This window comes from Luteibacter aegosomaticola (genome assembly GCF_023078475.1).
Lineage (GTDB): Bacteria > Pseudomonadota > Gammaproteobacteria > Xanthomonadales > Rhodanobacteraceae > Luteibacter > Luteibacter aegosomaticola.
The window spans coordinates 302,931-322,955 of the sequence record NZ_CP095741.1 but is presented as its reverse complement, the minus strand read 5'-3'; the positions used below and the strand labels follow the sequence as shown (position 1 = coordinate 322,955).

Sequence of the window (20,025 nt, the reverse complement as noted above, 5' to 3'; positions counted from 1 at the left end):
TGGAAGGGATGGACCACAAGCCGCACGATGCCGTCATCCTCGGGGGAGGCCTGGCAGGGCTCTCACTGGCGATGCAGCTCAAGCGTGAATACCCGGACATGGACATCGTGGTGCTGGAACGGCACACGCGGCCCTTGCCCGAAGCGGCCTTCAAGGTCGGCGAATCCACGGTGGAAATTGCCGCGCACTATTTCGGCGATACGCTGGGCCTGCTGGATCACCTCGAATCCGAGCAGATCCGTAAGTTCGGTTTTCGCTTTTTCTTCTCGGATGGCAAGGATGACCTCGCCGATGTGACCGAGCTCGGTGTGAGCGCCGTGCTGCCTACGCCGAGCTACCAGATCGATCGCGGCATCCTCGAAAACTTCATGGGTGATGAAGCGCTGCGCCGCGGCATCGATTTCCGTGAAGGCATCACCGTGCGCGGCTTCGATATCGGCAGTGGTGACGCGCCGCACACGATTCGCTACAAGGGCCCCGAGGGTGACGGCGAGCTCAGCGCGCGCTGGCTGCTTGATGCCAGCGGCCGCGCAGGCCTCATGCGTCGCAAGCTCGACCTCACCCGCGATAACGGCCACCACGCTAACGCCGTGTGGTTCCGTATCAATGACCGCCTGGCGATCGACGGCTGGTGCGAGGACCCGGAGTGGAAGGATCGTTGCCATCCGCCGGAGCGCTGGCGCTCCACCAACCACCTCGTTGGTCCGGGCTACTGGGTATGGCTGATCCCGCTCGCCTCGGGCGCACATTCCGTCGGCATCGTGGCCGATGCGAAGACCCAGCCGCTCGAAGCCATGAACACCTTCGAGAAAGCCCTCGCCTGGCTATGGGAACACCAGCCGGTGCTGGCGAAGCAGGTGGAAGCCCGCCAGGACAAGCTGCTGGACTTCGCGTTCTTCCGCAACTTCTCCTACGGCTGCTCGCGCATGTTCTCGCCGGACCGTTGGGCGCTCACGGGCGAGGCCGGCGCGTTCCTCGACCCGTTCTACTCACCGGGCAGCGATTTCATCGCCATCACCAACACCTACATCACGAAGCTGGTGGGTCTGGACCGTCGCGGCGCGGCGCTCGCCTCGAGCGCACGCCTGTTCGAGCGGCTGTTCTTCTCGTTCTACGACAGCACGCTGCGCATGTATCGCGGCCAGTACAACCTGTTTGGCGATCCGGAAGTGCTGCCGATCAAGGTGATCTGGGATTACGCGTACTACTGGGGCGTGCTGTGCCAGATCGTGTTCCAGGACCGCCTGGGCGATGCGGAATTCATCGCGCACATGGCACCCGAGCTCACGGGCAGCGCGGAGCTCAACATCGAGATGCAGGCGTTCTTCCAGCGCTGGCACGCGGTGTCGGCCAAGCGCAATCATCGGCACATGATGGATCAGCGCGACCTGACCTGGTTCGCCGACATGAACCGCACGCTGCACGATGTGCTGGATGATGAGTCGCTCGCGGCACGCCTGCGCAACAACGTGCAGATGATGCGTTTGCTTGCTGCCGGCATCATCGAACGTTCCGCGGCGCTTTACCCCGAACTGATGGCCGACCACGCTCACCTGGTCGATATCGAAGGCACGCGAACGAAGCTGTTCGATCTCGTCGCCTGATCGAGGCGCGTCAGGCCGGGTGGATCACCGCCGCCCGGCCGCTCGCGATCTCGCGGCCTTCGTGTTCGATACGGAAGGTGTACTGCGCGCCGGCGTCGTCGGCGAGCAGGCACTCCGCGAACACATCGAGGCGGCCGGCGAGGTCATCCACGCGATCCACCGCAAGCTTTACCCCGCGCAGGCTCACCAGCATGCCGGGGCGCGGCTGCGTCGCGCCGGAGGCCTTCGCCCGGAGCGCGCCGTGAACCGCGGTGGCCTGGGCGCCGTATTCGGCGAGGTGGACGGCGTGCAGGCCATGCTCGCCACGCAGCGGATGCGTGGGGGCGGTGTGTGCGGTACTCACCGCATGGATCGTCGCGTCATCGAAGGCGACCACGCCATCGAGCAGGCACATATCGCCCGCGTGCGGAACGAGCGTGGCGAAATCCGCCTTGCCGATCGTAGGGGGCGCGAGAGCGTCAGGCATCGGCTTGCTGCACCGGTTGTGGCGCTGGGGCGGCTGCGTGTGCGCTACCGCCTTCCTGCCAGAAATCGTAGAAGTTGAACCAGTTGAACGGGTACATGCGGCAGTAGTGTTCCAGCCGCGACGCGTACCGGCCCATGATCTCTTCGAGCGCTTCCGCGCGCCGGGCGCGCGGGATGTCGATGCTTTCGGCGAAGGGTTCGAAGATCAGCCGGTAACGATTGCCACCGAGGTAGATGCCGAAGCAAAGCACCACGGGGATCTTGAGCGCTGACGCGAGCAACCACGGCCCCACCGGAAAGGAGGCCGGTGTTCCAAGGAACGGAACGGCGCGCGACGCTTCGTGCGGATTGCCGCGGTCGGCAAGCAGCGCCACCATGCCACCCTTCGCGGCGCCCTCCGCCATGGCGAGCGCCACCGAGGTGCCACCCAGCGAGGCGTCGATCACGGCAGCGCCGACCTCTGGTGCCAGCGCCTCGAGCAACGCAGTCAGCGCGGGTGTTTTTTGCTTATCGAGCACGACGCGCAGCGGCACGTCCGGGCGGCGCTGGCCAATTGCGCGTAGCGCTTCGAAGCTGCCCTGGTGCGAACCGAGCAGCATGGCGCCGTTGCCCTCGGCCAGGCAGGCATCGAGCTCGGGCACGCCTTCGGCTTCGACGACGAAATCGCGCTCACCGCGGGCCAGGAAGAACATCCGGTCGAGCAGCGTGGCAGAGAACATGTGGATGTGATGGAACACATCCGCGTTGGTTACCGGCCTGTCGAGCACGCGCGCGAGATACATGCGCGAGGCCAGCCGCTCGGCGGGCCGGCGCAGGAAGAAGTACAGCGTGATCGGCCACAGCAACAGCCGCGCGACGCGGCGGCCGAGCCCTAGCCCGATCGTGCGCAGCAGCCAGATAGCGAAGAAGCCACCGCCTTCGCGTTGCTTCCAGTGGCTCATACGCTGCCCTCCAGCGTGCCACGCAGCAGCGTGGTCTCGCCGCGGCGGACGACGAAGCGATAGCGGCGTTCTCCGGCCTCGGTCAGTTCGAGCACCGCGTCTTCATCGGGCAAGAGCGGGGCTACGAACTTCGCATCGATCACCTGGCGCACCGATGCCCCGCGCCACGCCTGCAGCGCATGCGCCGCCTGCTCGAGGATCAGGACGCCGGCCACGATGGGCCGTCCGGGGAAATGCCCGGCGAAACTGGGGTGGCCCGCCGCGAAGCGGAAGGCCTGCACGTAGGTATCAGCGGCGATGTCGGTCATGGTCGTGTGCCCGGTTTGCGCAGAGCAAACCACGGCAGGGATCAGCGTGACCTGAACGGCCGTCAGGCAGCCGCGCGGTGCTGTTCGATGTGCTCGGACAGGGTGCGCAGGCTCGTGAAGATGGTGCGGTTGTCGGGGTTATCCGACTTCAGCTGGAAGCCATAGCGCTTCGACACCGCAAGGGCGATTTCCAGCGCGTCGATGGAATCCAGGCCCAGGTCGCCGCCGAACAGGGGCGCTTCCGGGTCGATGTCAGCAGGCTGCACGCTTTCCAGGTTCAGGCTGGTGACGATCAGTTCTGCGAGTTCTTTCTGTGCTTCGGTCTGCGTTGCCATGGTTTTCTCAGGTCCCCAAATCAAGCTTGCCTCCCCCCGGATGGCAGCGGCGGCGGAGTGTAACACAGGGCTTTTCAAGCACCTGCGAGGCTACATTCAGGGACGTGAAGACGCGGCCATGAACGCCCCGGCGCTTCGCAGGATATGATGGCGGCCAGCGTTTACATGGAAGCCTCAATGCGCCCAGCCAGCGACATGCGCGAGCGAGCCACGCCCGCCGCCAGCCCTTCACCGATCGTGACCTACCGTGCGCCCTTCACAGGCGCCCTGCCGCCCGGCACCCTGGCCGCGTTCGGCTTTGGCACCTCAGCGCCCGTCGTGGACGATCCGCGCTGGCTGAACGTCGCGCTGGAGCCGTTGGGCGACGCGCCGGTCGAGCTGTGGACCGTGGAAGGCGAGATCACCTGCGGCCGCGAAGGCGACCTGCGCTGGTCGCGTGGTGGTGGCTGGCTCTACGCCGCGGTCGAATGTGAAGAAGCCGCTTTCGGGGGCCCCGAAGGCGCCGCGACGCACGCCTACCAGCTGCTCTCGTCCTTCGTGGCCGGCGCGCCGGAATGCCATGTGCAGCGCATCTGGAATTACCTCGGCGCGATCAACACGGGCCCTGGTGACGACGAGCGCTACAAGCAGTTCTGCACCGGCCGTATCAACGGCATGGGCGAGGTCTTCGCCAAGGGTTTCCCCGCGGCCTCGGCCATTGGCCACCACGCCAGCAAGGGCTTGCTGCAGGTGTACCTGATGGCGACTGATCGCCCGGGCACCCGCGTCGAGAATCCGCGTCAGGTCAGCGCATGGGAATACCCACGCCAGTACGGCCGCACGCCGCCCAGCTTCGCGCGCGCCACCTTCCTGCCGGCCAACGATGTGCTGGCCATTTCCGGCACGGCTGCCGTCGTCGGCCACGCCTCCGCGCACGCTGGCGACCTCGCCGCCCAGCTGGCTGAAACCCGCCGCAACCTCGATGCGCTGCTCGCGCATGGCGGCGCACCGGAAGGGTTCAATGCACATGCGCCGCTCAAGGCGTACGTGCGCCACCGTGAAGATGCCGCGGCCGTGAAGGCGTTCGCGGAAGCACATTGGCCGGAAGCGCCCCTGCTCATCGTCCACGGCGACATCTGCCGCGAAGAGCTGCTCGTCGAAATCGACGGCTGGCGCTACCGCTAAGGCGTTTTCTTGGTGGGACGGTGCCAGCCGGCGATCGTGGTCTGGCGGGTGCGGGCCAGCGTGAGTTCGTTGGCGGGCGCGTCGCGAGTGACAACGGTGCCGGCGCCGATGGTTGAGCCGGCGCCGAGCGTCACCGGGGCCACGAGCGAGCTGTTCGAGCCGACGAACACGCCATCTTCGATGGTGGTGCGGCTCTTGTTCACGCCATCGTAGTTGCAGGTAATGGTGCCCGCGCCGATGTTCACCTTGCTGCCGATCACGGCATCACCAAGATAGGTGAGGTGGTTGGCCTTCGAGCCGGCCGCGATCACCGCGTTCTTGGTTTCGACGAAGTTGCCGATGTGCACGCCTTCCGCCAGATCGGTGCCCGGGCGCAGGCGCGCGAACGGCCCGATCGTGCACGGGCCGTGCGTGACCACGCCATCGAGATCGCAATGGGCCAGTACGACCGTGCCAGCGGCGAGCGTCGCGTTGCGGATGCGCGTGAAGGGGCCGATCCGGACGTCGTTGCCGAGTTCGACCTCACCCTCAAGAATCACGTTCACGTCGATTTCGACATCGGTGCCGGTGGTGACCTTACCGCGTACGTCGATGCGCAACGGGTCCGCAAGGCGCACACCGGCCACGGCCAGCTGGCGCGCCATGCGCTCGCGATACATCGCTTCCAGGCCGGCCAGCTGCCACGGATCGTTGGCGCCCGACGCATCCACAGGATCGCAATCGACGCACGCGGCGGGCGCGCCTTCGGCCGCGGCCATCTCGAACACGTCGGTGAGGTAGTACTCGCCCTGCGCATTGTTGTTAGTGAGAGCTTGCGTCCACGCGAGCAGCCGCTCGGCATCGCCTGCGAGGATGCCGGTGTTGATCAGGTCGATCGCACGCTGCGCGGCACTCGCATCCTTTTCTTCGACGATCTGCCGCACCTTGCCGTCGGCATTGAGCACGACGCGGCCATAGCCGGCGGGATTGAGCAGGCGGGTGGCGAGCATGGCCAGGCCGGCATCGCCAGCCACCAGTGCAGAGAGCACTTCGCTGCGGATGAGCGGCACATCGCCGTAAAGCACGAGTACGCGGCCTTCCAATTTGCCGTCGGCCTGCAACGCTTCGAGCGCGGTGCGCACGGCGTGGCCGGTGCCCAGCCGCTCGCGCTGCTCGATCCAGCCGAGCGCGGCATCCGCGGCGAACGCGCGCCGCACCTGCTCGCCATTGTGCCCATAGACCACATGGACACCGGCGGGGCCAAGCGCCCGTGCGGCCTCGATGACATGCGCCAGGAGCGGCCTGCCGGCGAGCGGCATCAGTACCTTCGCCGAGGCGGATTTCATGCGCTTGCCCTCGCCAGCGGCGAGGATGAGGACGTGTAGCGGTGCGGTCATGGGCTTGCCTGCCAGGTTGCCAGGGCAGCACTGTCGCGCGTTTGGGGGCGCCGTGCCAAGTCCATCGTTCGCACTAACCGGGCCGGCGCTATTCCTTGTCCGCTTCGGGCCGCGCCGTCAGGTGTTCCAGGTTGGGCTTGTAGGCTTCGACGAACGCGTTGCGCAGGATCCCGATGATGGCCTGGCTGGTGGACATGTTGCGGTTGTCGATAGTGCCGGAAATGGGTACGCGCGTGGCGAACTGGTCCTTCGACTGGTTCTTGAACACCTTCGACACGCCCTCCGCCACCGCTTCGTAGGCAAGCTTGAGCGGGCCCTTCTTGTCCTGCTCCACATCCTGCTTCCAGCTGAAGATCTTCAGGCCGTGGAAGAGCGGCTTGGCGTAGCCATCGAGCTTGCGATCCTTTGCCTGCAGCTCCATCACGAAGTCGCCTTCACCCGCGGCAAAGTCGAGCCCCGAATACGCCCGCACCAGGTCGTTGGCGCGCACGAGCTTGATGCCGTGCACGGTAAGCTCGTAGCGGAAATCCCCGGCCTTCTCGAGCGGATCGAACTCGGCCTTCGCCTGCAACGGCGCATCGCCCAGGATATGCGCCGTGACGTCGAGATGCGCCACGCGTGCACCGCCTTCGCGCTGCACGTTGGTGAGGTTGGTGACCGTGCCATTCACGTCGGTCATCTTCAGGTCCACCTTCGGGCTCGACACGAAGTTATGGAAGGTGACCGTACCGTTGGTGACGCGCAGCTCGTCGATACGCGTAGGCACGATGGCACGCAGCTCGGCGCGCCAGTCCACGCCTTTACCCGTCTGCGAATCGCCCTCGCCCCGGCCATCCACGAAGTTGAGCGTGGGCTCGTAGAACTCGACCTTGCCGCGCAGGTGGCCGCGCGTGAGCGCTGGCCAGCTCAACGAGATATCGGTGCGCTCCGCATCGAACAGCGGCACAGGCAACGATCCTTCGGTCTTGGCGATGCGCATGTTGTCGATCGAGTACGCGCCGCGCCAGAGGTGGATATCGATGTCTTCGATATGGCCCGAGTAAGCGCCCATGTGAGCCAGCCTGGCATTGAGTTGGCCGAGGACGATATAGGGCAGCGCCACACGCGCCGCGATCAGGACGATCGCAAGGGCGAGCAGGACCCACAGGCTGCGGCGGTAACGGACATGCATAACCGGCAGTGTGGAATGCGCGAGGTCATCACGGGATGAAGACGGGCCATAAAAAAACCCCGCCGGAGAGCGGGGTTTCTTGCGAAGCGAACGGCGAGACGCTTAGTGCTTGAGCGTCTTGCGCAGGCGCTCCAGCGCCTGGAGCTGGGCGAGGGCTTCGGCCAGCTTGGCCTGGGCCTCGGCCACGTCGAGCTGCTCACCACGGTTGGCCAGGGCGGCCTCCGCTTCTTCCTTCGCCTTGAGGGCCGCGGCCTCGTCGAGGTCGGACGCGCGAGCGGCCGTATCGGCGAGGATCGTGACCACCTGCGGCTGCACCTCGAGGATGCCACCGGAGACGTAGAACTGCTGGCGGTCACCGTTGGTGCCGACAACATCCACGTGGCCCGGCTTCAGGCGGGTGATGAGCGGTGCATGGCGCGGCGCGATACCCAGCTCGCCAAGCTCACCGGTGGCGACCACGAGCGTGGCTTCACCGGAGAAGATCTCGGCTTCGGCACTGACGATGTCGACGCGGATGGTATGGGTCATGGGCTTCTATTCCGTGCGTGGGGGAAGGGGCGATGAAGGCGCTTACGCGGCCTTCTTCGCACCCATGTCCTCGCCCTTCTTGATGGCTTCGTCGATGCCGCCGACCATGTAGAACGCCTGCTCCGGCAGGTGGTCGAGGTCGCCGTCGAGGATCATCTTGAAGCCGCGGATGGTTTCCTTCAGCGCGACGTACTTACCCGGCGAGCCGGTGAACACTTCGGCCACGTGGAACGGCTGCGAGAAGAAGCGCTCGATCTTACGGGCGCGCGACACGGAGGCCTTGTCTTCCGGCGAGAGCTCGTCCATGCCCAGGATGGCGATGATGTCCTTCAGCTCCTTGTAGCGCTGCAGGGTGCCCTGCACGCGACGGGCGATGTCGTAGTGCTCCTGGCCGATGACCGAGGCATCGAGCTGGCGGCTGCTGGAAGCCAGCGGATCCACGGCCGGGTAGATACCCAGCGAGGCGATATCGCGGCTCAGGGTCACCGTGGCATCGAGATGCGCGAAGGTGGTGGCCGGCGACGGATCGGTAAGGTCATCCGCGGGAACGTACACGGCCTGGATCGAGGTGATCGAGCCGGTCTTGGTCGAGGTGATGCGCTCCTGCAGGACGCCCATTTCCTCAGCCAGGGTCGGCTGGTAACCCACGGCCGACGGCATACGGCCGAGTAGCGCGGACACTTCGGTACCGGCCAGCGTGTAGCGGTAGATGTTGTCGACGAAGAGCAGGACGTCCTTACCCTTGCCCGACGCGTCCTTCTCATCACGGAAGTATTCCGCCATGGTCAGGCCGGTGAGCGCGACGCGCAGGCGGTTGCCCGGCGGCTCGTTCATCTGGCCGTACACCATCGCGACCTTATCAAGGACGTTGGAGTCCTTCATCTCGTGATAGAAGTCGTTACCTTCACGGGTACGCTCACCCACGCCGGCGAACACGGACAGACCCGAGTGCGCCTTGGCGATGTTGTTGATGAGCTCCATCATGTTCACGGTCTTGCCGACGCCGGCGCCGCCGAACAGGCCGACCTTGCCGCCCTTGGCGAACGGGCACATCAGGTCGATGACCTTGATGCCGGTTTCCAGCAGCTCGCTGGCTGCGGCCTGCTCGTCGTACGACGGGGCTTCACGGTGGATGACCCACTGTTCCTTCTCGCCGATCGGGCCGGCTTCGTCGATCGGGTTGCCGAGCACGTCCATGATGCGGCCGAGCGTGGCGGTACCGACCGGCACCTTGATGCCTTCGCCGGTGTTGCGGGCGATCAGGTTGCGGCGCAGGCCGTCGGTGGAACCGAGCGCGATGGTGCGCACGATGCCGTCACCGAGCTGCTGCTGCACTTCGAGCGTGATTTCGGTGCCATCGATCTTCAGTGCGTCGTAGATCTGCGGTACCTGGTCGCGCGGGAATTCGACGTCGACGACCGCGCCGATGATCTGAACAACTTTGCCCTGGCTCATGGAATGCTCCGGATGAATCTTTCTAAGGTTCTGTTCGGGCGCCGCAGGTGCGTCGCCATCGCTTGTACTGTTCGGTCAGACCGCGGCGGCGCCGCCGACGATTTCCGAGATTTCCTGGGTGATCGCTGCCTGGCGCGCCTTGTTGTAGACGAGCGTCAGTTCACCGATGACCTTGTTGGCGTTATCCGACGCGGCCTTCATGGCGACCATGCGCGCGGCGTGTTCGCTGGCGAGGTTCTCCAGCGCGGCCTGGTACACCACCGACTCGATGTAACGCGTCATCAGGTGCTCGAGCACCGTGCGCGCATCGGGTTCGTAGATGTAGTCCCAGTCGTGGGTCTGCTCGACCTTCACGCCCTTCGCGGCATCGCCTTCGGCGCTCTCGAGTTCCTTCGCCACCAGCGTGACCGGAAGCAGGGCTTCGATGGTCGGCTTCTGCACGATGGTGTTCACGAAGTCGTTGTAGACCAGGAACACGCGGTCGAGCTTGTTGGCGCTGTAGGCATCGAGGACAACCTTGATGACACCGATCAGGTCTTCGAGCTTCGGCTTCTCACCCAGGTGGGTTGCCGTGCCGATCAGGTTCACGCCCTTGATGCGGCGGAAGAACTGCACGGCCTTCTGGCCAACCGCCACCACATCGATCTCGGCGCCCTTGCCCTGCCACTCGCGGATCGACGTCAGCGTGCGGCGGAAGAGGTTCGAGTTCAGGCCACCGGCCAGGCCACGATCGGTCGAGACGACGATGAAGCCGACGCGTGCGACGTTCTCGCGCTCAGTGAGGAACGGATGGGTGAAGTCGGTGCTGGCCTGGGCGACGTGGGCGATGACCTTGCGCATGAGGCGCGCATAAGGACGCGAGGCCTTCATCAGGTCCTGCGCCTTGCGGATCTTCGACGCCGAGACCATTTCGAGCGCACGCGTCACCTTGCGCATGTTCTGCGTGCTCTTGATCTTGGTTTTGATTTCGCGGCCGCTTGCCATGGCTTACTCGTCTTTAAGGGGTGACGCAGCGGGGCGGCGGAACCGCCCCGCGTGGGTATTGCTTACCAGCTACCGGTCTTCTTGAACTCGTCGGTGCCTGCCTTGAAGGTGGCCTCGATGTCCTTGTCCCAGTCGCCGGTCTCGTCGATCTTCTTCATGAGGTCGCCGTTGTTCTGGCGGAAGAAGGCGTGGAGCCCCTTCTCGAACGCGAGCACCTTGTTGACCGGCAGGTCGTCGAGGTAGCCCTTCTCGGCAGCGAACACCGACAGGCCCAGCTCACCGATGGAGAGCGGCGAGTACTGCGGCTGCTTCATCAGTTCGGTGACGCGCTGGCCGCGATCGAGCTGCGCGCGGGTAGCGGCATCGAGATCCGAAGCGAACTGCGCGAACGCAGCGAGCTCGCGGTACTGCGCGAGGGCGAGCTTCACGCCGCCGGAGAGCTTCTTGATGATCTTGGTCTGGGCGGCACCACCGACGCGCGACACCGAGATACCGGCGTTGACGGGCGGACGGATACCGGCGTTGAACAGATCGGTCTCGAGGAAGATCTGGCCGTCGGTGATCGAAATCACGTTGGTCGGCACGAAGGCCGAGACGTCACCGGCCTGGGTTTCGATGATCGGCAGCGCGGTGAGCGAACCGGTCTTACCCTTCACTTCGCCGTTGGTCATCTTCTCGACGTATTCGGCGCTGACGCGCGAAGCGCGCTCGAGCAGACGCGAGTGGAGATAGAACACGTCACCCGGGTAGGCTTCGCGGCCCGGCGGGCGCTTGAGCAGCAGCGAGATCTGGCGGTAGGCCACGGCCTGCTTGGACAGATCGTCGTACACGATGAGCGCGTCTTCGCCGCGGTCACGGAAGTACTCGCCCATCGCGCAGCCGGAGTACGGCGCGACGTACTGCAGGGCAGCCGCTTCGGAGGCCGAAGCCACGACGACGATGGTGTTGGCCAGCGCGCCGTTCTCTTCGAGCTTGCGCACCACGTTCGCGATGGAGCTGCGCTTCTGGCCGATGGCCACGTAGATGCACTTAATGCCCGAGTGCTTCTGGTTGATGATGGCGTCGATCGCGACAGCCGTCTTACCGGTCTGGCGGTCGCCGATGATCAGCTCGCGCTGGCCGCGGCCGATCGGGATCATCGAATCGATGGACTTGTAGCCCGTCTGCATCGGCTGGTCGACCGACTGGCGCCAGATGACGCCCGGGGCGACCTTCTCGACCGGGCTGGTGCCCACGGCGTCGATCGGGCCCTTGCCGTCGATCGGGTTACCCAGCGCGTCGACGACGCGGCCGAGCAGGCCCGGGCCGACCGGCACTTCGAGGATGCGGCCGGTGGTCTTGGCAGCATCGCCTTCGCGCAGGTGCTGGTATTCACCGAGCACCACGGCGCCGACCGAGTCGCGCTCGAGGTTCAGCGCGAGGGCGTAGGTGTCGTTCGGCAGTTCGATCATTTCGCCCTGCATCACGTCGGCCAGGCCGTGGATGCGCACGATGCCGTCGGACACGCTGATGATCGTGCCTTCGTTGCGTGCCTCGGCACCGAGCTTGAACTGCTCGATGCGGGACTTGATCAGCTCGCTGATCTCGGACGGATTCAGAGTGGTGCTGGACATGGTCGGTTCCTTGGGTTGCGCCGCTCTCACGGCACCCGGTGGTATGAGAAGCTCGTATTCAGTGCGTCAGCACGCTGGCCAACCGCTGCAGGCGGCCGCGCGCGGACCCGTCGATGACCTGTTCGCCGGTGTCGATGACGACACCACCGAGCAGCGCCGGATCGACGTGCGTATCCAGTTCGATCTCGCGCTTGAAGCGGCGCTTCAGCGAAGCACGCAGTGCTTCGGCCTGGGCATTGTCGAGATCCAGTGCGCTGGTGACCTTGACCTTCAGGGTCGACTCCGACTCCAGCTTGTACTGGTCGTAGAGCGCAGCGATTTCCGGCAGCAGGGCCATGCGGTTGTTGTCAGCCAGCTCCTCGAGGAAGCGGGCGTACGGCGCATCAGCCGCGGTGCCTTGCGGAAGGTGGATCGCGACGAGCTGCTGCGGCAGCACGCGCGGATCATTACCGAGGCCCGCGACCTGGGGGTCGGCAGCCACGGCGGCGGAAAAATTCAGCGCTGCCGACCATGCGGCAAGCGCACCGGATGCGTGCGCTACCTCAAAGGCAGCGCGCGCATACGGACGGGCGAGGGTGAGCGCCTGGGCCATGATCAGATCTCGGCAGCGAGCTGGTCGAGCAGCGCCTTGTGGGCCGCCGGGTCGATTTCACGCTGGACGATCTTTTCCGCACCCTTGATGGCGAGCGAACCCACCTGCTCACGCAGCTGTTCACGTGCACGCTGGGCCATCGTGGCGATCTCGTCCTGGGCCTGGGCCTTCAGACGGTTGATCTCCTCGGTAGCTTCCACGCGGGCCTTCTCGATGATGGCGTTGGCCTGGGCCTGTGCCTTGTCGATGATGTCCGTGGACTGCACGCGGGCCTGCTTGATCTCGGCCGCGACCTTGGCGTCGGCGTCCTTGAGCTCAGCGCGGGCGCGCTCAGCGGCGGCGAGCCCCTCGGCCACCTTCTTTTGACGCTCTTCAATGGCACCGTTGAGCTGGGGCCAGATGAACTTGGTGGTGAACCAGACCAGGATCGCAAAAGAGATCATCTGGCCCAGGAAGGTCATGTTGATTTCCATGATCTCTCCGAAGTACTCCGAACGCTTGTGTACTGACGGCCGCCGCGGCGCTTAAGCCGCGGCGACAGGACGAACGAACGGCTGATTAGCCGCCGATGGCAGCGCGGACGACGCCGACCAGCGGGTTCGAGAACGCGAAGAGCAGCGCCACGGCGAGGCCGATAATGAACGCGGCGTCGATCAGGCCGGCGAGCAGGAACATGCGGCCCTGGAGCAGCGGGACCAGTTCCGGCTGGCGAGCAGCCGACTCGAGGAACTTCGAGCCCATGATGGCGATGCCGAGACAAGCGCCGAGGGCGCCGAGGCCGATGATGACGCCGATGGCGATGGCGGTCATGCCCTGCACGTGAGCGAGAAGCGAGGCGAGTTCCATGGTGATCTCCTGGATAAACGAATTACGAAAGGTTGGAAAAGGACGAACTTAAAAAGTGGAACGTCGGTGCGGTGAGTTAGTGATGTTCCCGCGCCGTGGCGATGTAGACGATCGTCAGCATCATGAAGATGAACGCCTGGAGGGCGATGATCAGGATGTGGAAGATCGCCCAGGCCGTGTTGAACACGACGCCAGGCACGAAGCTGATCCAGCTCACCATCAGACCGGCAATCAGCATGAACACCAGTTCGCCGCCGTACATGTTGCCGAACAGTCGCATGGCGAGCGACACGGGCTTCGACAGGGTTTCGACGACGTTGAGAAGGAAGTTCGGGATCACCAGGACGATCTTGGCGATCGGGTTCTCCGCGTGGAACGGTGCGGTCAGCAGCTCCTTACCGAAGCCGAAACCGCCCTTGGCCTTGATGCCGTGGCCGATGACGATGAACAGCACGGCGACCGACAGGCCGACGGTGGTGTTGATGTCGGCGGTGGGGACCATGCGGAAGTAGGTGTGGTGGGCCGTTTCGGCACCGGCGAACGTGTGCACCAGCCAGCCGGCCAGATCGACCGGGAGCAGATCCATCGCGTTCATGAGGAACACCCACATGAAGATGGACAGCGCCAGCGGCGTGACCGTGCGACGGTCGCCGTGGAAGGTGTCCTTCACCTGAGTATCGACGAACTCGATGGCCAGCTCGACCAGGGCCTGACCCTTCGACGGAACGCCCGAGGTGGCCTTGCGTGCGAACAGCCAGAACCACAGGCAGAACGCGGCGCCGAGGACGAACGAGACGATGATCGAGTCAGCACGGAGGTTCCAGAACCAGAAATGATCGGCGCTGAAATTCACCGTCATGTGTTCCAGATGGTGCTGGATGTATTCGGTTAGACCGCCCTGCGGTTCGCTAGCCATGCCTCAACCCTTGAATCTGAATGCAAATATGTTGACCGCGTAGCCTGCCACCAGGCCGACCAACGCCGGCAAGAATGGCAGCTTCCACTGAACCAGGATGAGCAGCAGTCCACCGATGAGGATGATCCAGCGAAGGATCATGCCCACGAGGAACCGCATGAACGTTGCCCCTGCCCCGCCCAGCGCGCTGAACGCTCGCGCAGCAAGCAGCGCGGTGGCGAGAGCGACGATCAGGGCACCTGCAAATGCGGCCAGTCCGGCGGCGCGCCCTTGCAGGCAGAAAGCGAGTCCCGCAACCACAGCCACCGCCAGCTGCGTGAAAACCACGCGCATGGCAAGGTGACGACCAGTGGCAAGACTGTTGAGCAACGCGAGGCTCCCGTGGTTTCGCTCGAAGGCGGCACCAGATGGTTCAACGGGCCACGGTTTAATCTGGAAAAGTATACCAGTGCCGTAAACGGCGGGACAAGCGACGAAAGTCCATAACCACCCGCCGGCGCGACGATCCGTCGCGTCGTTGGCGAGTGGGCGGCAGCAGGTCAGGCCCTGGCGGGCTGGCCCACCAATGCGCCGAGGGATGTGGCGGTTTCCACGGCCACACCCATGATGTCGCCGGCGGCCGTTGCGGCACGCTCGACACCTTCCCGCTGCAGGTCACCGCCCCGCGCGATCAGCGCGCGCATCGCGTCGGCATCCTGCGCCTGCATGGCGTCCGCCATGAGGCCGGTCGCCGCACGCGCATGGCCCTCAAGGGCCTGGAGGTGCAGATCCGCCACGCGTTCCATGCCGCGCCAGGCCAGCGCCTGTGCGGCAGCAGCCTGTTCCACGAACTGGGCAAGGTCAGCGTAAGCGTTTACGTGCGCCATCGGGGATAACCGTCGGGGAAACGGGAAGGTGCCGGAGTGTAGACCCGTCTGTTGCAAGGCAGCAACCATATTTTATTGCGATGACAGCTTTTGCCTTGCCGATTAAGCGCTTCGGTTACGGGGCGTACTCGGCGCCCGAGGTGCAGGTTTCATGCACCACGACCTTGCAGAGGAGCGGCACCTCCGGGCGCAGGCGCTCGAAGATCCAGCGCGCGAGGTTCTCGCTCGTGGGGTTCTCGAGGCCCTCGATGTCATTGAGGTAGTTGTGGTCCAGGCGCTCGTACAGCGGCTTGAATCGCGCCTTGAGGTCGCCGAAGTCCATCACCCAGCCAAAGACGGGGTCGATCGGTCCTTCCACATGGAGCTCCACATGGAAGGAGTGCCCGTGCAGGCGGGAGCACTTGTGCCCCTCGGGCACGTTCGGCAGGCGGTGGGCCGCCTCGATATTGAAGGTCTTGAAGATACGCATGGGGATAAGAATGGGCCGTTGCTGCCATCTAGTGTAGCGGACCGGGCAAACCTGACCCGGCGCAAGGAACCTTCACGACGCAGATCGCACTTTCGGTCATCCGCGGGCCGGGTTCATGGACTTTTCATCGCCCAACGGTTGCAGTGGTAACTAGCTTGGCGGCGCGAGGGGGCGCCGCCCACACCAGATGGTTCACAGAAGGAGGCATCGATGTGCCTTGGCCGTGAGTCTGTCGACCAGCCGCAACCCTGCGCGCTGGCCGAGGGCGTGTTTTCCGCGTTACCCATGCCGTGTGTGCTGTGGCCGTCCAGCGGCGGCCGCGCCGTGATGGTCAACGCCGCATTCCGTCGCGAATTCGGCATATCCACGGGCAGGGCGGGCCCGGGCTGGTTAAAGAATCACCTCACCCCGACCGACGCGCCCGACGAGTTCATCTTCCGCGACAGCCATGCCGCGCCCCGCCGGTACCGGGTGACCAGGGAGCTCCTGGACATCCCACCCGTCGCGCTGCAGGCGGTGTTTCTCATGCCGCTGGGCGAGGAGCCCATGCCGGTGGAGGCCGAGCCTCCGACACTTGCCAGCCTGCCACCTGGCGTATCCCTCACCCGGCGCGAGTCCCAGGTTCTCGACGGCATCATGCGCGGCAAGCTGAACAAAGTGATTGCCAGCGAGCTGAAGATCAGCCCTAAAACGGTGGAGCTGCACCGCTCCAACCTGATGGCCAAGCTGCGGGTCCATAACGTGATCGAGCTGGCGAGGGTGGTGCTGGATACCCCCGTCGCCGAACCGGAACCAGCCATCCCGTCGTAGGAGCCCACCCTGTGGGCGACATCTTTCGCGAAAGAGCCGCTGGCCCTGCGGCGGCCGCACCGTCGTAGGAGCCCACCCTGTGGGCGACGTCTTTCGCGAAAGAGCCGCTGGCCCTGCGGCGGTTGTACGAAAGATGTCGCCCACAGGGTGGGCTCCTACGGCAAGAAAAAAGCCGCTCCGGTTGCCCGGAGCGGCTTTTTCTTTTCCTGGTGGCTAGAGGCGGGCTCGAACCGCCGACCTCAGCATTATGAGTGCCGCGCTCTGACCAGCTGAGCTACCTAGCCGTGAAACCTGGTCGTCCGCGGGCTAGCCGCGAAGGCCGGGCAGTTTAATCGGGGCTGGCTCGCCGATCAAGAGGCGCCTTGAAGCGACTTCTCGCGCTGTGGTTGAATCGACCTAACGCGAAAGGTTCGCGGAGGCTGAATGATCGACGCAGATGGCTATCGACCGAACGTGGGGATTGTCCTCCTCAACGCCGACGGCCGCCTGTTCTGGGCGCGCCGGGTCAATCGCGACGGCTGGCAGTTCCCCCAGGGCGGCATGCGCAGCGACGAAACGCCCCTGGAAGCCATGTTCCGCGAGCTGGAAGAGGAAACCGGCCTCCTGGCGCATCACGTCGAAGTGCTGGCCGAGACCCGCGGCTGGCTGAAATACCGCCTGCCCAGCCGTTTCGTGCGCCACCACCAGCGCCCTACCTGCATCGGCCAGAAGCAGGTCTGGTTCCTGCTGCGGCTGACCGGCAGTGAGGATGCTCTCAAGCTCGATGCCTGCGAGAAGCCGGAGTTCGACCTCTGGCGCTGGGTGGATTTCTGGTACCCGGCCAACCACGTGGTGAATTTCAAGCGCCAGGTCTACGAGCGGGCCCTGCGCCAGTTCGCACCCATGGTGGAGAGCGTGTGCAGCGTCGAGGTGGGCACCTGCCCCCAGCAGGCTGAGCTTCTGCGGCAGGCCCGGGAGGCCGGGCAGTAGCGCCAGTTTCCCCCGAGCGCCTCGCCATAGCGCGCAAGCGCACTCCTACACGAGCTGAACGCCTTCACATTTGTGTTGTTGACAATCGTTCGCATTCGCGTTCGAATTCGCACCCATGTACATCTGCATGTGCAACGCCGTCACCGACCACGCCATCCGCCGCCACGCGGCCGAGGGCGTCGATACCTTTGCCGAGCTTCAGGCCCGCACGGGCTGCTCGGATTGCTGCGGGGCTTGTGAGCCCGAGGCGCGGCAGTGCCTGCGGGATGCGCTTGAGGCGCGGCCTGCGGTGCTGGGGTTCCTGCCCGTCGTGGCTTAAGGCCTGCCAGCAATCGCGGACGCAAACCGTCTTCATTCTCGTTACGTCATCGTCTTTCCGGGCGCCGTATAGTCGCGTCTGCATTCAAGGGAGAGACGCCACATGAAGGGCGACGCGAAGGTCATCGAATACCTCAACAAGGTCCTCTACAACGAGCTGGCCGCCATCAACCAGTACTTCCTGCATTACCGCATGTTCAAGGACTGGGGCTACAACGAGCTGGCGAAGCACGAGTACGAGGAATCCATCGAGGAAATGAAGCACGCGGATAAGCTCATCGAGCGGATCCTCTTCCTCGACGGCCTGCCGAACCTCCAGCACCTGGGCAAGCTGCGCATCGGCGAGAACGTGGTTGAGTGCCTCCAGGGCGACCTCGACCTCGAAATGATCGCCACGAAGGACCTGCGCGAGGCTGTCGCCTACAGCGAAGGCATCCACGATTTCGTGAGCCGCGACCTGTTCAAGTTCATCCTGGGCCAGGAAGAAGAGCACATCGACTGGTTGGAAACCCAGTTCAGCCTGATCTCGGATATCGGCCCCGAGCGCTACATGCTCAGCAAGGTCGGCTCGCTCGACAAGCACTGATCCACGAAAGGCCGCCGCGAGGCGGCCTTTTTCGTTGAACGCGGCAGGGTTCCTTGACCATTCGGAAACACAGGGGCTATACCATCCCCCCTTCACGTTTCTTGCACGGACCCGCCCATGGCGCCACGCCTCCCGCCACGCTTCGTCGTGCGCACGCACGATGCGGCCCGCGACCGCCGGACGAAGGTCCTGTGGGGCGCCGGCTGGCTGGCGAGCGTTGCGCTGGCGGCCGGCCTGACCTGGGCACTGGCCGGCAACGGCTCCAGCCCCACGGCCCCCGGCCGCACGGGCGCCCGCCAGCTCCGCGCCGACAACGACGACCTGCGCCAGCAAGTGGCCAACCTGCAGCGCGCCGGCCAGGTGGCGGATATCGCCACCAAAGAGCTCAAGAAAAATCTCGCTGAGCGCGACGAGGAGATCAGCGGGCTGCGGACCGATCTGGCGTTCTATTCCCGCCTCGTGGGCAGCAATGGCCAGCGCGACGGGCTGAAGATCCAGGGTGCGCGGGTCACCGCCGTGCCGGGGATGCCCAATGCCTGGAACCTTGTCGTCACCCTCACCCAGAACGCCCGCCGAGGCGATCTGGTCAAGGGCAACCTCACCGTCTCGGTCGAGGGCATCCAGGGCAGCAAGGTCACCACGCTCGCCGGCCCGGCGCTCGGCCAGTCGGCCGCCTCCACCGGCGTCCCCTTCTCTTTCAAGTACTTCCAGCAAGTCCAGGCCAGCTTCACCGTGCCCGCGGGGTTCAAGCCCACGCGGCTGCGCTTCAGTGCGGGCGCCGACGGGGGTGATAACGCCACCTCAGCCATCGCCTGGGCCGATGCCACCCGAACCGACGAGGTCACCGATGTTCAGCAGCAACCGTAAAAACGCGGCCCCTTCCGTGGGCGCCGCCACCAGCCTCATCGCCCGTGGCATGACCATCCGCGGCGACGTGCACTTCTCCGGCGCCCTGCACCTTGATGGCACGGTGGAAGGCGCCATCCATGCCGATCCGGGCAGCGACGGCGTACTCACGGTGAGTGAGACCGGGAGCGTCACCGGCCGCATCGAGGTACCCCATGCCGTCATCAATGGCGGTGTCACTGGCGATGTCGTCGTCGCGGAACGGCTCGAACTCGCGCCCCTCGCCCGTATCGAGGGCGATGTGCACTACCAGGTGCTGGAAATGGCCGCCGGCGCCCAGGTGAACGGGAAGATGATCCACCGGGGCCCTGTTACGGTGCGCCAGCTGGCTCAGCAGGCGATCGACGCCGCCCCGGCCCTCACCTAAAGGCTTGACCTACGGGCGAACGGCGCCATTATGGGCGGTATGAATAACCCATTCCCCATGGCTCCGACAGGCGCACCGGATTACCGGTCGGCTGGCGCGCCGCTCATCTTCACCGAGGCGGCCGCCCGCAAGGTGCACGAGCTCATCGAAGAGGAAGGCAATCCCGGCCTCAAGCTGCGCGTGTACATCAGCGGCGGCGGCTGCTCGGGCTTCCAGTACGGGTTCACCTTCGATGAGGACCAGGCCGAGGATGACCTCGCCGTTTCCCGCGAAGGCGTCACGCTCGTCGTCGATCCGCTCTCGCTGCAGTACCTGACCGGCGCGGAAATCGACTACGCCGAATCGTTCAGCGGCTCGCAGTTCGTCATCCGCAATCCCAACGCGAAGACGACCTGCGGTTGCGGCTCGTCCTTCAGCGCCTGATCGGCCGGGCTGC

At 65.0% G+C, this 20,025-nt stretch carries 26 protein-coding genes and 1 tRNA gene; 9 read left to right on the top strand and 18 right to left on the bottom strand.

The genetic code is table 11. The features are described from left to right. Positions 1-8: 8 nt before the first annotated feature. The gene (locus L2Y96_RS01480) at positions 9-1,604 is read left to right on the top strand and encodes an NAD(P)/FAD-dependent oxidoreductase (protein ID WP_247331340.1); all 1,596 of its coding nucleotides are present in this window, start codon (positions 9-11) and stop codon (positions 1,602-1,604) included. 10 nt (positions 1,605-1,614) lie between these two features. On the opposite strand, the gene L2Y96_RS01475 is transcribed toward L2Y96_RS01480, so the two are convergent. The 4 genes from L2Y96_RS01475 to L2Y96_RS01460 form a co-directional block, all read right to left on the bottom strand. After that, positions 1,615-2,070 carry a hotdog family protein gene (locus tag L2Y96_RS01475; RefSeq protein WP_247331338.1) on the bottom strand — a complete coding sequence of 152 codons (456 nt, stop codon included), beginning with the start codon at positions 2,068-2,070 and terminating at the stop codon, positions 1,615-1,617. Next, entirely contained in the window at positions 2,063-3,010 is a 948-nt protein-coding gene (locus L2Y96_RS01470) for a lysophospholipid acyltransferase family protein (protein WP_247331336.1), read from the bottom strand. The genes L2Y96_RS01475 and L2Y96_RS01470 overlap by 8 nt, the downstream gene beginning before the upstream one ends. After that, positions 3,007-3,318, bottom strand: a complete 312-nt coding sequence (locus tag L2Y96_RS01465) for an ApeI family dehydratase (RefSeq protein ID WP_247331335.1) — start codon at positions 3,316-3,318, stop codon at positions 3,007-3,009. Before L2Y96_RS01465 ends, L2Y96_RS01470 begins: the two co-directional genes overlap by 4 nt. A 62-nt stretch (positions 3,319-3,380) precedes the next feature. Beyond that, positions 3,381-3,653 carry a phosphopantetheine-binding protein gene (locus tag L2Y96_RS01460; RefSeq protein ID WP_247331333.1) on the bottom strand — a complete coding sequence of 91 codons (273 nt, stop codon included), beginning with the start codon at positions 3,651-3,653 and terminating at the stop codon, positions 3,381-3,383. 177 nt (positions 3,654-3,830) lie between these two features. Here L2Y96_RS01460 and L2Y96_RS01455 point away from each other — a divergent pair, with 177 nt between their 5' ends. Next, positions 3,831-4,817, top strand: coding sequence for a chorismate transformation FkbO/Hyg5 family protein (locus tag L2Y96_RS01455; protein WP_247331332.1), 987 nt, complete (start codon positions 3,831-3,833; stop codon positions 4,815-4,817). On the opposite strand, the gene glmU is transcribed toward L2Y96_RS01455, so the two are convergent. From glmU to queD, 13 genes are all read right to left on the bottom strand, one after another. Next, a complete protein-coding gene (glmU, locus tag L2Y96_RS01450) occupies positions 4,814-6,193 on the bottom strand; it encodes a bifunctional UDP-N-acetylglucosamine diphosphorylase/glucosamine-1-phosphate N-acetyltransferase GlmU (RefSeq protein WP_247331330.1) in 1,380 nt (459 codons plus the stop codon). The genes L2Y96_RS01455 and glmU overlap by 4 nt on opposite strands. Before the next feature lie 88 nt (positions 6,194-6,281). Continuing rightward, entirely contained in the window at positions 6,282-7,364 is a 1,083-nt protein-coding gene (locus L2Y96_RS01445; RefSeq protein WP_247331328.1) for an AsmA family protein, read from the bottom strand. 102 nt (positions 7,365-7,466) lie between these two features. After that, the gene (locus L2Y96_RS01440; RefSeq protein WP_247331326.1) at positions 7,467-7,892 is read right to left on the bottom strand and encodes a F0F1 ATP synthase subunit epsilon; all 426 of its coding nucleotides are present in this window, start codon (positions 7,890-7,892) and stop codon (positions 7,467-7,469) included. 42 nt (positions 7,893-7,934) lie between these two features. Further along, entirely contained in the window at positions 7,935-9,347 is a 1,413-nt protein-coding gene (gene atpD / locus L2Y96_RS01435; RefSeq protein WP_247331324.1) for a F0F1 ATP synthase subunit beta, read from the bottom strand. A 75-nt stretch (positions 9,348-9,422) separates the two neighbouring features. Further along, positions 9,423-10,331 carry a F0F1 ATP synthase subunit gamma gene (gene atpG, locus L2Y96_RS01430; protein ID WP_247331323.1) on the bottom strand — a complete coding sequence of 303 codons (909 nt, stop codon included), beginning with the start codon at positions 10,329-10,331 and terminating at the stop codon, positions 9,423-9,425. Positions 10,332-10,393: 62 nt separating this feature from the next. Next, positions 10,394-11,944 (bottom strand): F0F1 ATP synthase subunit alpha, encoded by a 1,551-nt coding sequence (gene atpA, locus L2Y96_RS01425; RefSeq protein ID WP_247331322.1) that lies wholly within the window; start codon positions 11,942-11,944, stop codon positions 10,394-10,396. A 58-nt stretch (positions 11,945-12,002) separates the two neighbouring features. Next, positions 12,003-12,536, bottom strand: a complete 534-nt coding sequence (locus L2Y96_RS01420; protein ID WP_247331320.1) for a F0F1 ATP synthase subunit delta — start codon at positions 12,534-12,536, stop codon at positions 12,003-12,005. Between the two features lie 2 nt (positions 12,537-12,538). Next, positions 12,539-13,009: a F0F1 ATP synthase subunit B gene (locus tag L2Y96_RS01415; protein WP_247331318.1), complete on the bottom strand. Its 471-nt coding sequence runs from the start codon at positions 13,007-13,009 to the stop codon at positions 12,539-12,541. 85 nt (positions 13,010-13,094) lie between these two features. Beyond that, complete coding sequence (atpE, locus tag L2Y96_RS01410) at positions 13,095-13,382, bottom strand: F0F1 ATP synthase subunit C (RefSeq protein WP_247331317.1); 288 nt, start codon at positions 13,380-13,382, stop codon at positions 13,095-13,097. Positions 13,383-13,458: 76 nt separating this feature from the next. Then, on the bottom strand, positions 13,459-14,298 hold the full coding sequence (gene atpB, locus L2Y96_RS01405; RefSeq protein ID WP_247331315.1) for a F0F1 ATP synthase subunit A: 840 nt from the start codon (positions 14,296-14,298) through the stop codon (positions 13,459-13,461). Between the two features lie 3 nt (positions 14,299-14,301). Then, on the bottom strand, positions 14,302-14,667 hold the full coding sequence (locus L2Y96_RS01400; protein ID WP_247331313.1) for an ATP synthase subunit I: 366 nt from the start codon (positions 14,665-14,667) through the stop codon (positions 14,302-14,304). 170 nt (positions 14,668-14,837) lie between these two features. After that, positions 14,838-15,164 (bottom strand): phasin family protein, encoded by a 327-nt coding sequence (locus tag L2Y96_RS01395; protein WP_247331311.1) that lies wholly within the window; start codon positions 15,162-15,164, stop codon positions 14,838-14,840. A 115-nt stretch (positions 15,165-15,279) separates the two neighbouring features. Further along, complete coding sequence (gene queD / locus L2Y96_RS01390; RefSeq protein ID WP_247331310.1) at positions 15,280-15,633, bottom strand: 6-carboxytetrahydropterin synthase QueD; 354 nt, start codon at positions 15,631-15,633, stop codon at positions 15,280-15,282. Positions 15,634-15,843: 210 nt separating this feature from the next. On the opposite strand from queD, the gene L2Y96_RS01385 reads away from it, so the two are divergent. Next, a complete protein-coding gene (locus tag L2Y96_RS01385; RefSeq protein WP_247331308.1) occupies positions 15,844-16,443 on the top strand; it encodes a response regulator transcription factor in 600 nt (199 codons plus the stop codon). A 207-nt stretch (positions 16,444-16,650) separates the two neighbouring features. On the opposite strand, the gene L2Y96_RS01380 is transcribed toward L2Y96_RS01385, so the two are convergent. Further along, positions 16,651-16,727, bottom strand: a tRNA-Met gene (locus tag L2Y96_RS01380). 139 nt (positions 16,728-16,866) lie between these two features. On the opposite strand from L2Y96_RS01380, the gene L2Y96_RS01375 reads away from it, so the two are divergent. The 6 genes from L2Y96_RS01375 to erpA all read left to right on the top strand — a co-directional run bounded on the left by L2Y96_RS01375 (position 16,867) and on the right by erpA (position 20,012). Beyond that, complete coding sequence (locus L2Y96_RS01375) at positions 16,867-17,412, top strand: RNA pyrophosphohydrolase (RefSeq protein WP_247331306.1); 546 nt, start codon at positions 16,867-16,869, stop codon at positions 17,410-17,412. Positions 17,413-17,527: 115 nt separating this feature from the next. Then, positions 17,528-17,731 carry a (2Fe-2S)-binding protein gene (locus tag L2Y96_RS01370; RefSeq protein WP_247331305.1) on the top strand — a complete coding sequence of 68 codons (204 nt, stop codon included), beginning with the start codon at positions 17,528-17,530 and terminating at the stop codon, positions 17,729-17,731. Positions 17,732-17,833: 102 nt separating this feature from the next. Further along, positions 17,834-18,316 carry a bacterioferritin gene (gene bfr / locus L2Y96_RS01365; protein ID WP_247331303.1) on the top strand — a complete coding sequence of 161 codons (483 nt, stop codon included), beginning with the start codon at positions 17,834-17,836 and terminating at the stop codon, positions 18,314-18,316. A 117-nt stretch (positions 18,317-18,433) separates the two neighbouring features. Next, positions 18,434-19,183 carry a DUF6776 family protein gene (locus L2Y96_RS01360; RefSeq protein ID WP_247331301.1) on the top strand — a complete coding sequence of 250 codons (750 nt, stop codon included), beginning with the start codon at positions 18,434-18,436 and terminating at the stop codon, positions 19,181-19,183. After that, positions 19,164-19,589, top strand: a complete 426-nt coding sequence (locus L2Y96_RS01355; protein WP_247331300.1) for a bactofilin family protein — start codon at positions 19,164-19,166, stop codon at positions 19,587-19,589. The genes L2Y96_RS01360 and L2Y96_RS01355 overlap by 20 nt, the downstream gene beginning before the upstream one ends. Positions 19,590-19,646: 57 nt before the next feature. Next, complete coding sequence (erpA, locus tag L2Y96_RS01350; RefSeq protein WP_425492500.1) at positions 19,647-20,012, top strand: iron-sulfur cluster insertion protein ErpA; 366 nt, start codon at positions 19,647-19,649, stop codon at positions 20,010-20,012. Positions 20,013-20,025 lie beyond the last annotated feature (13 nt).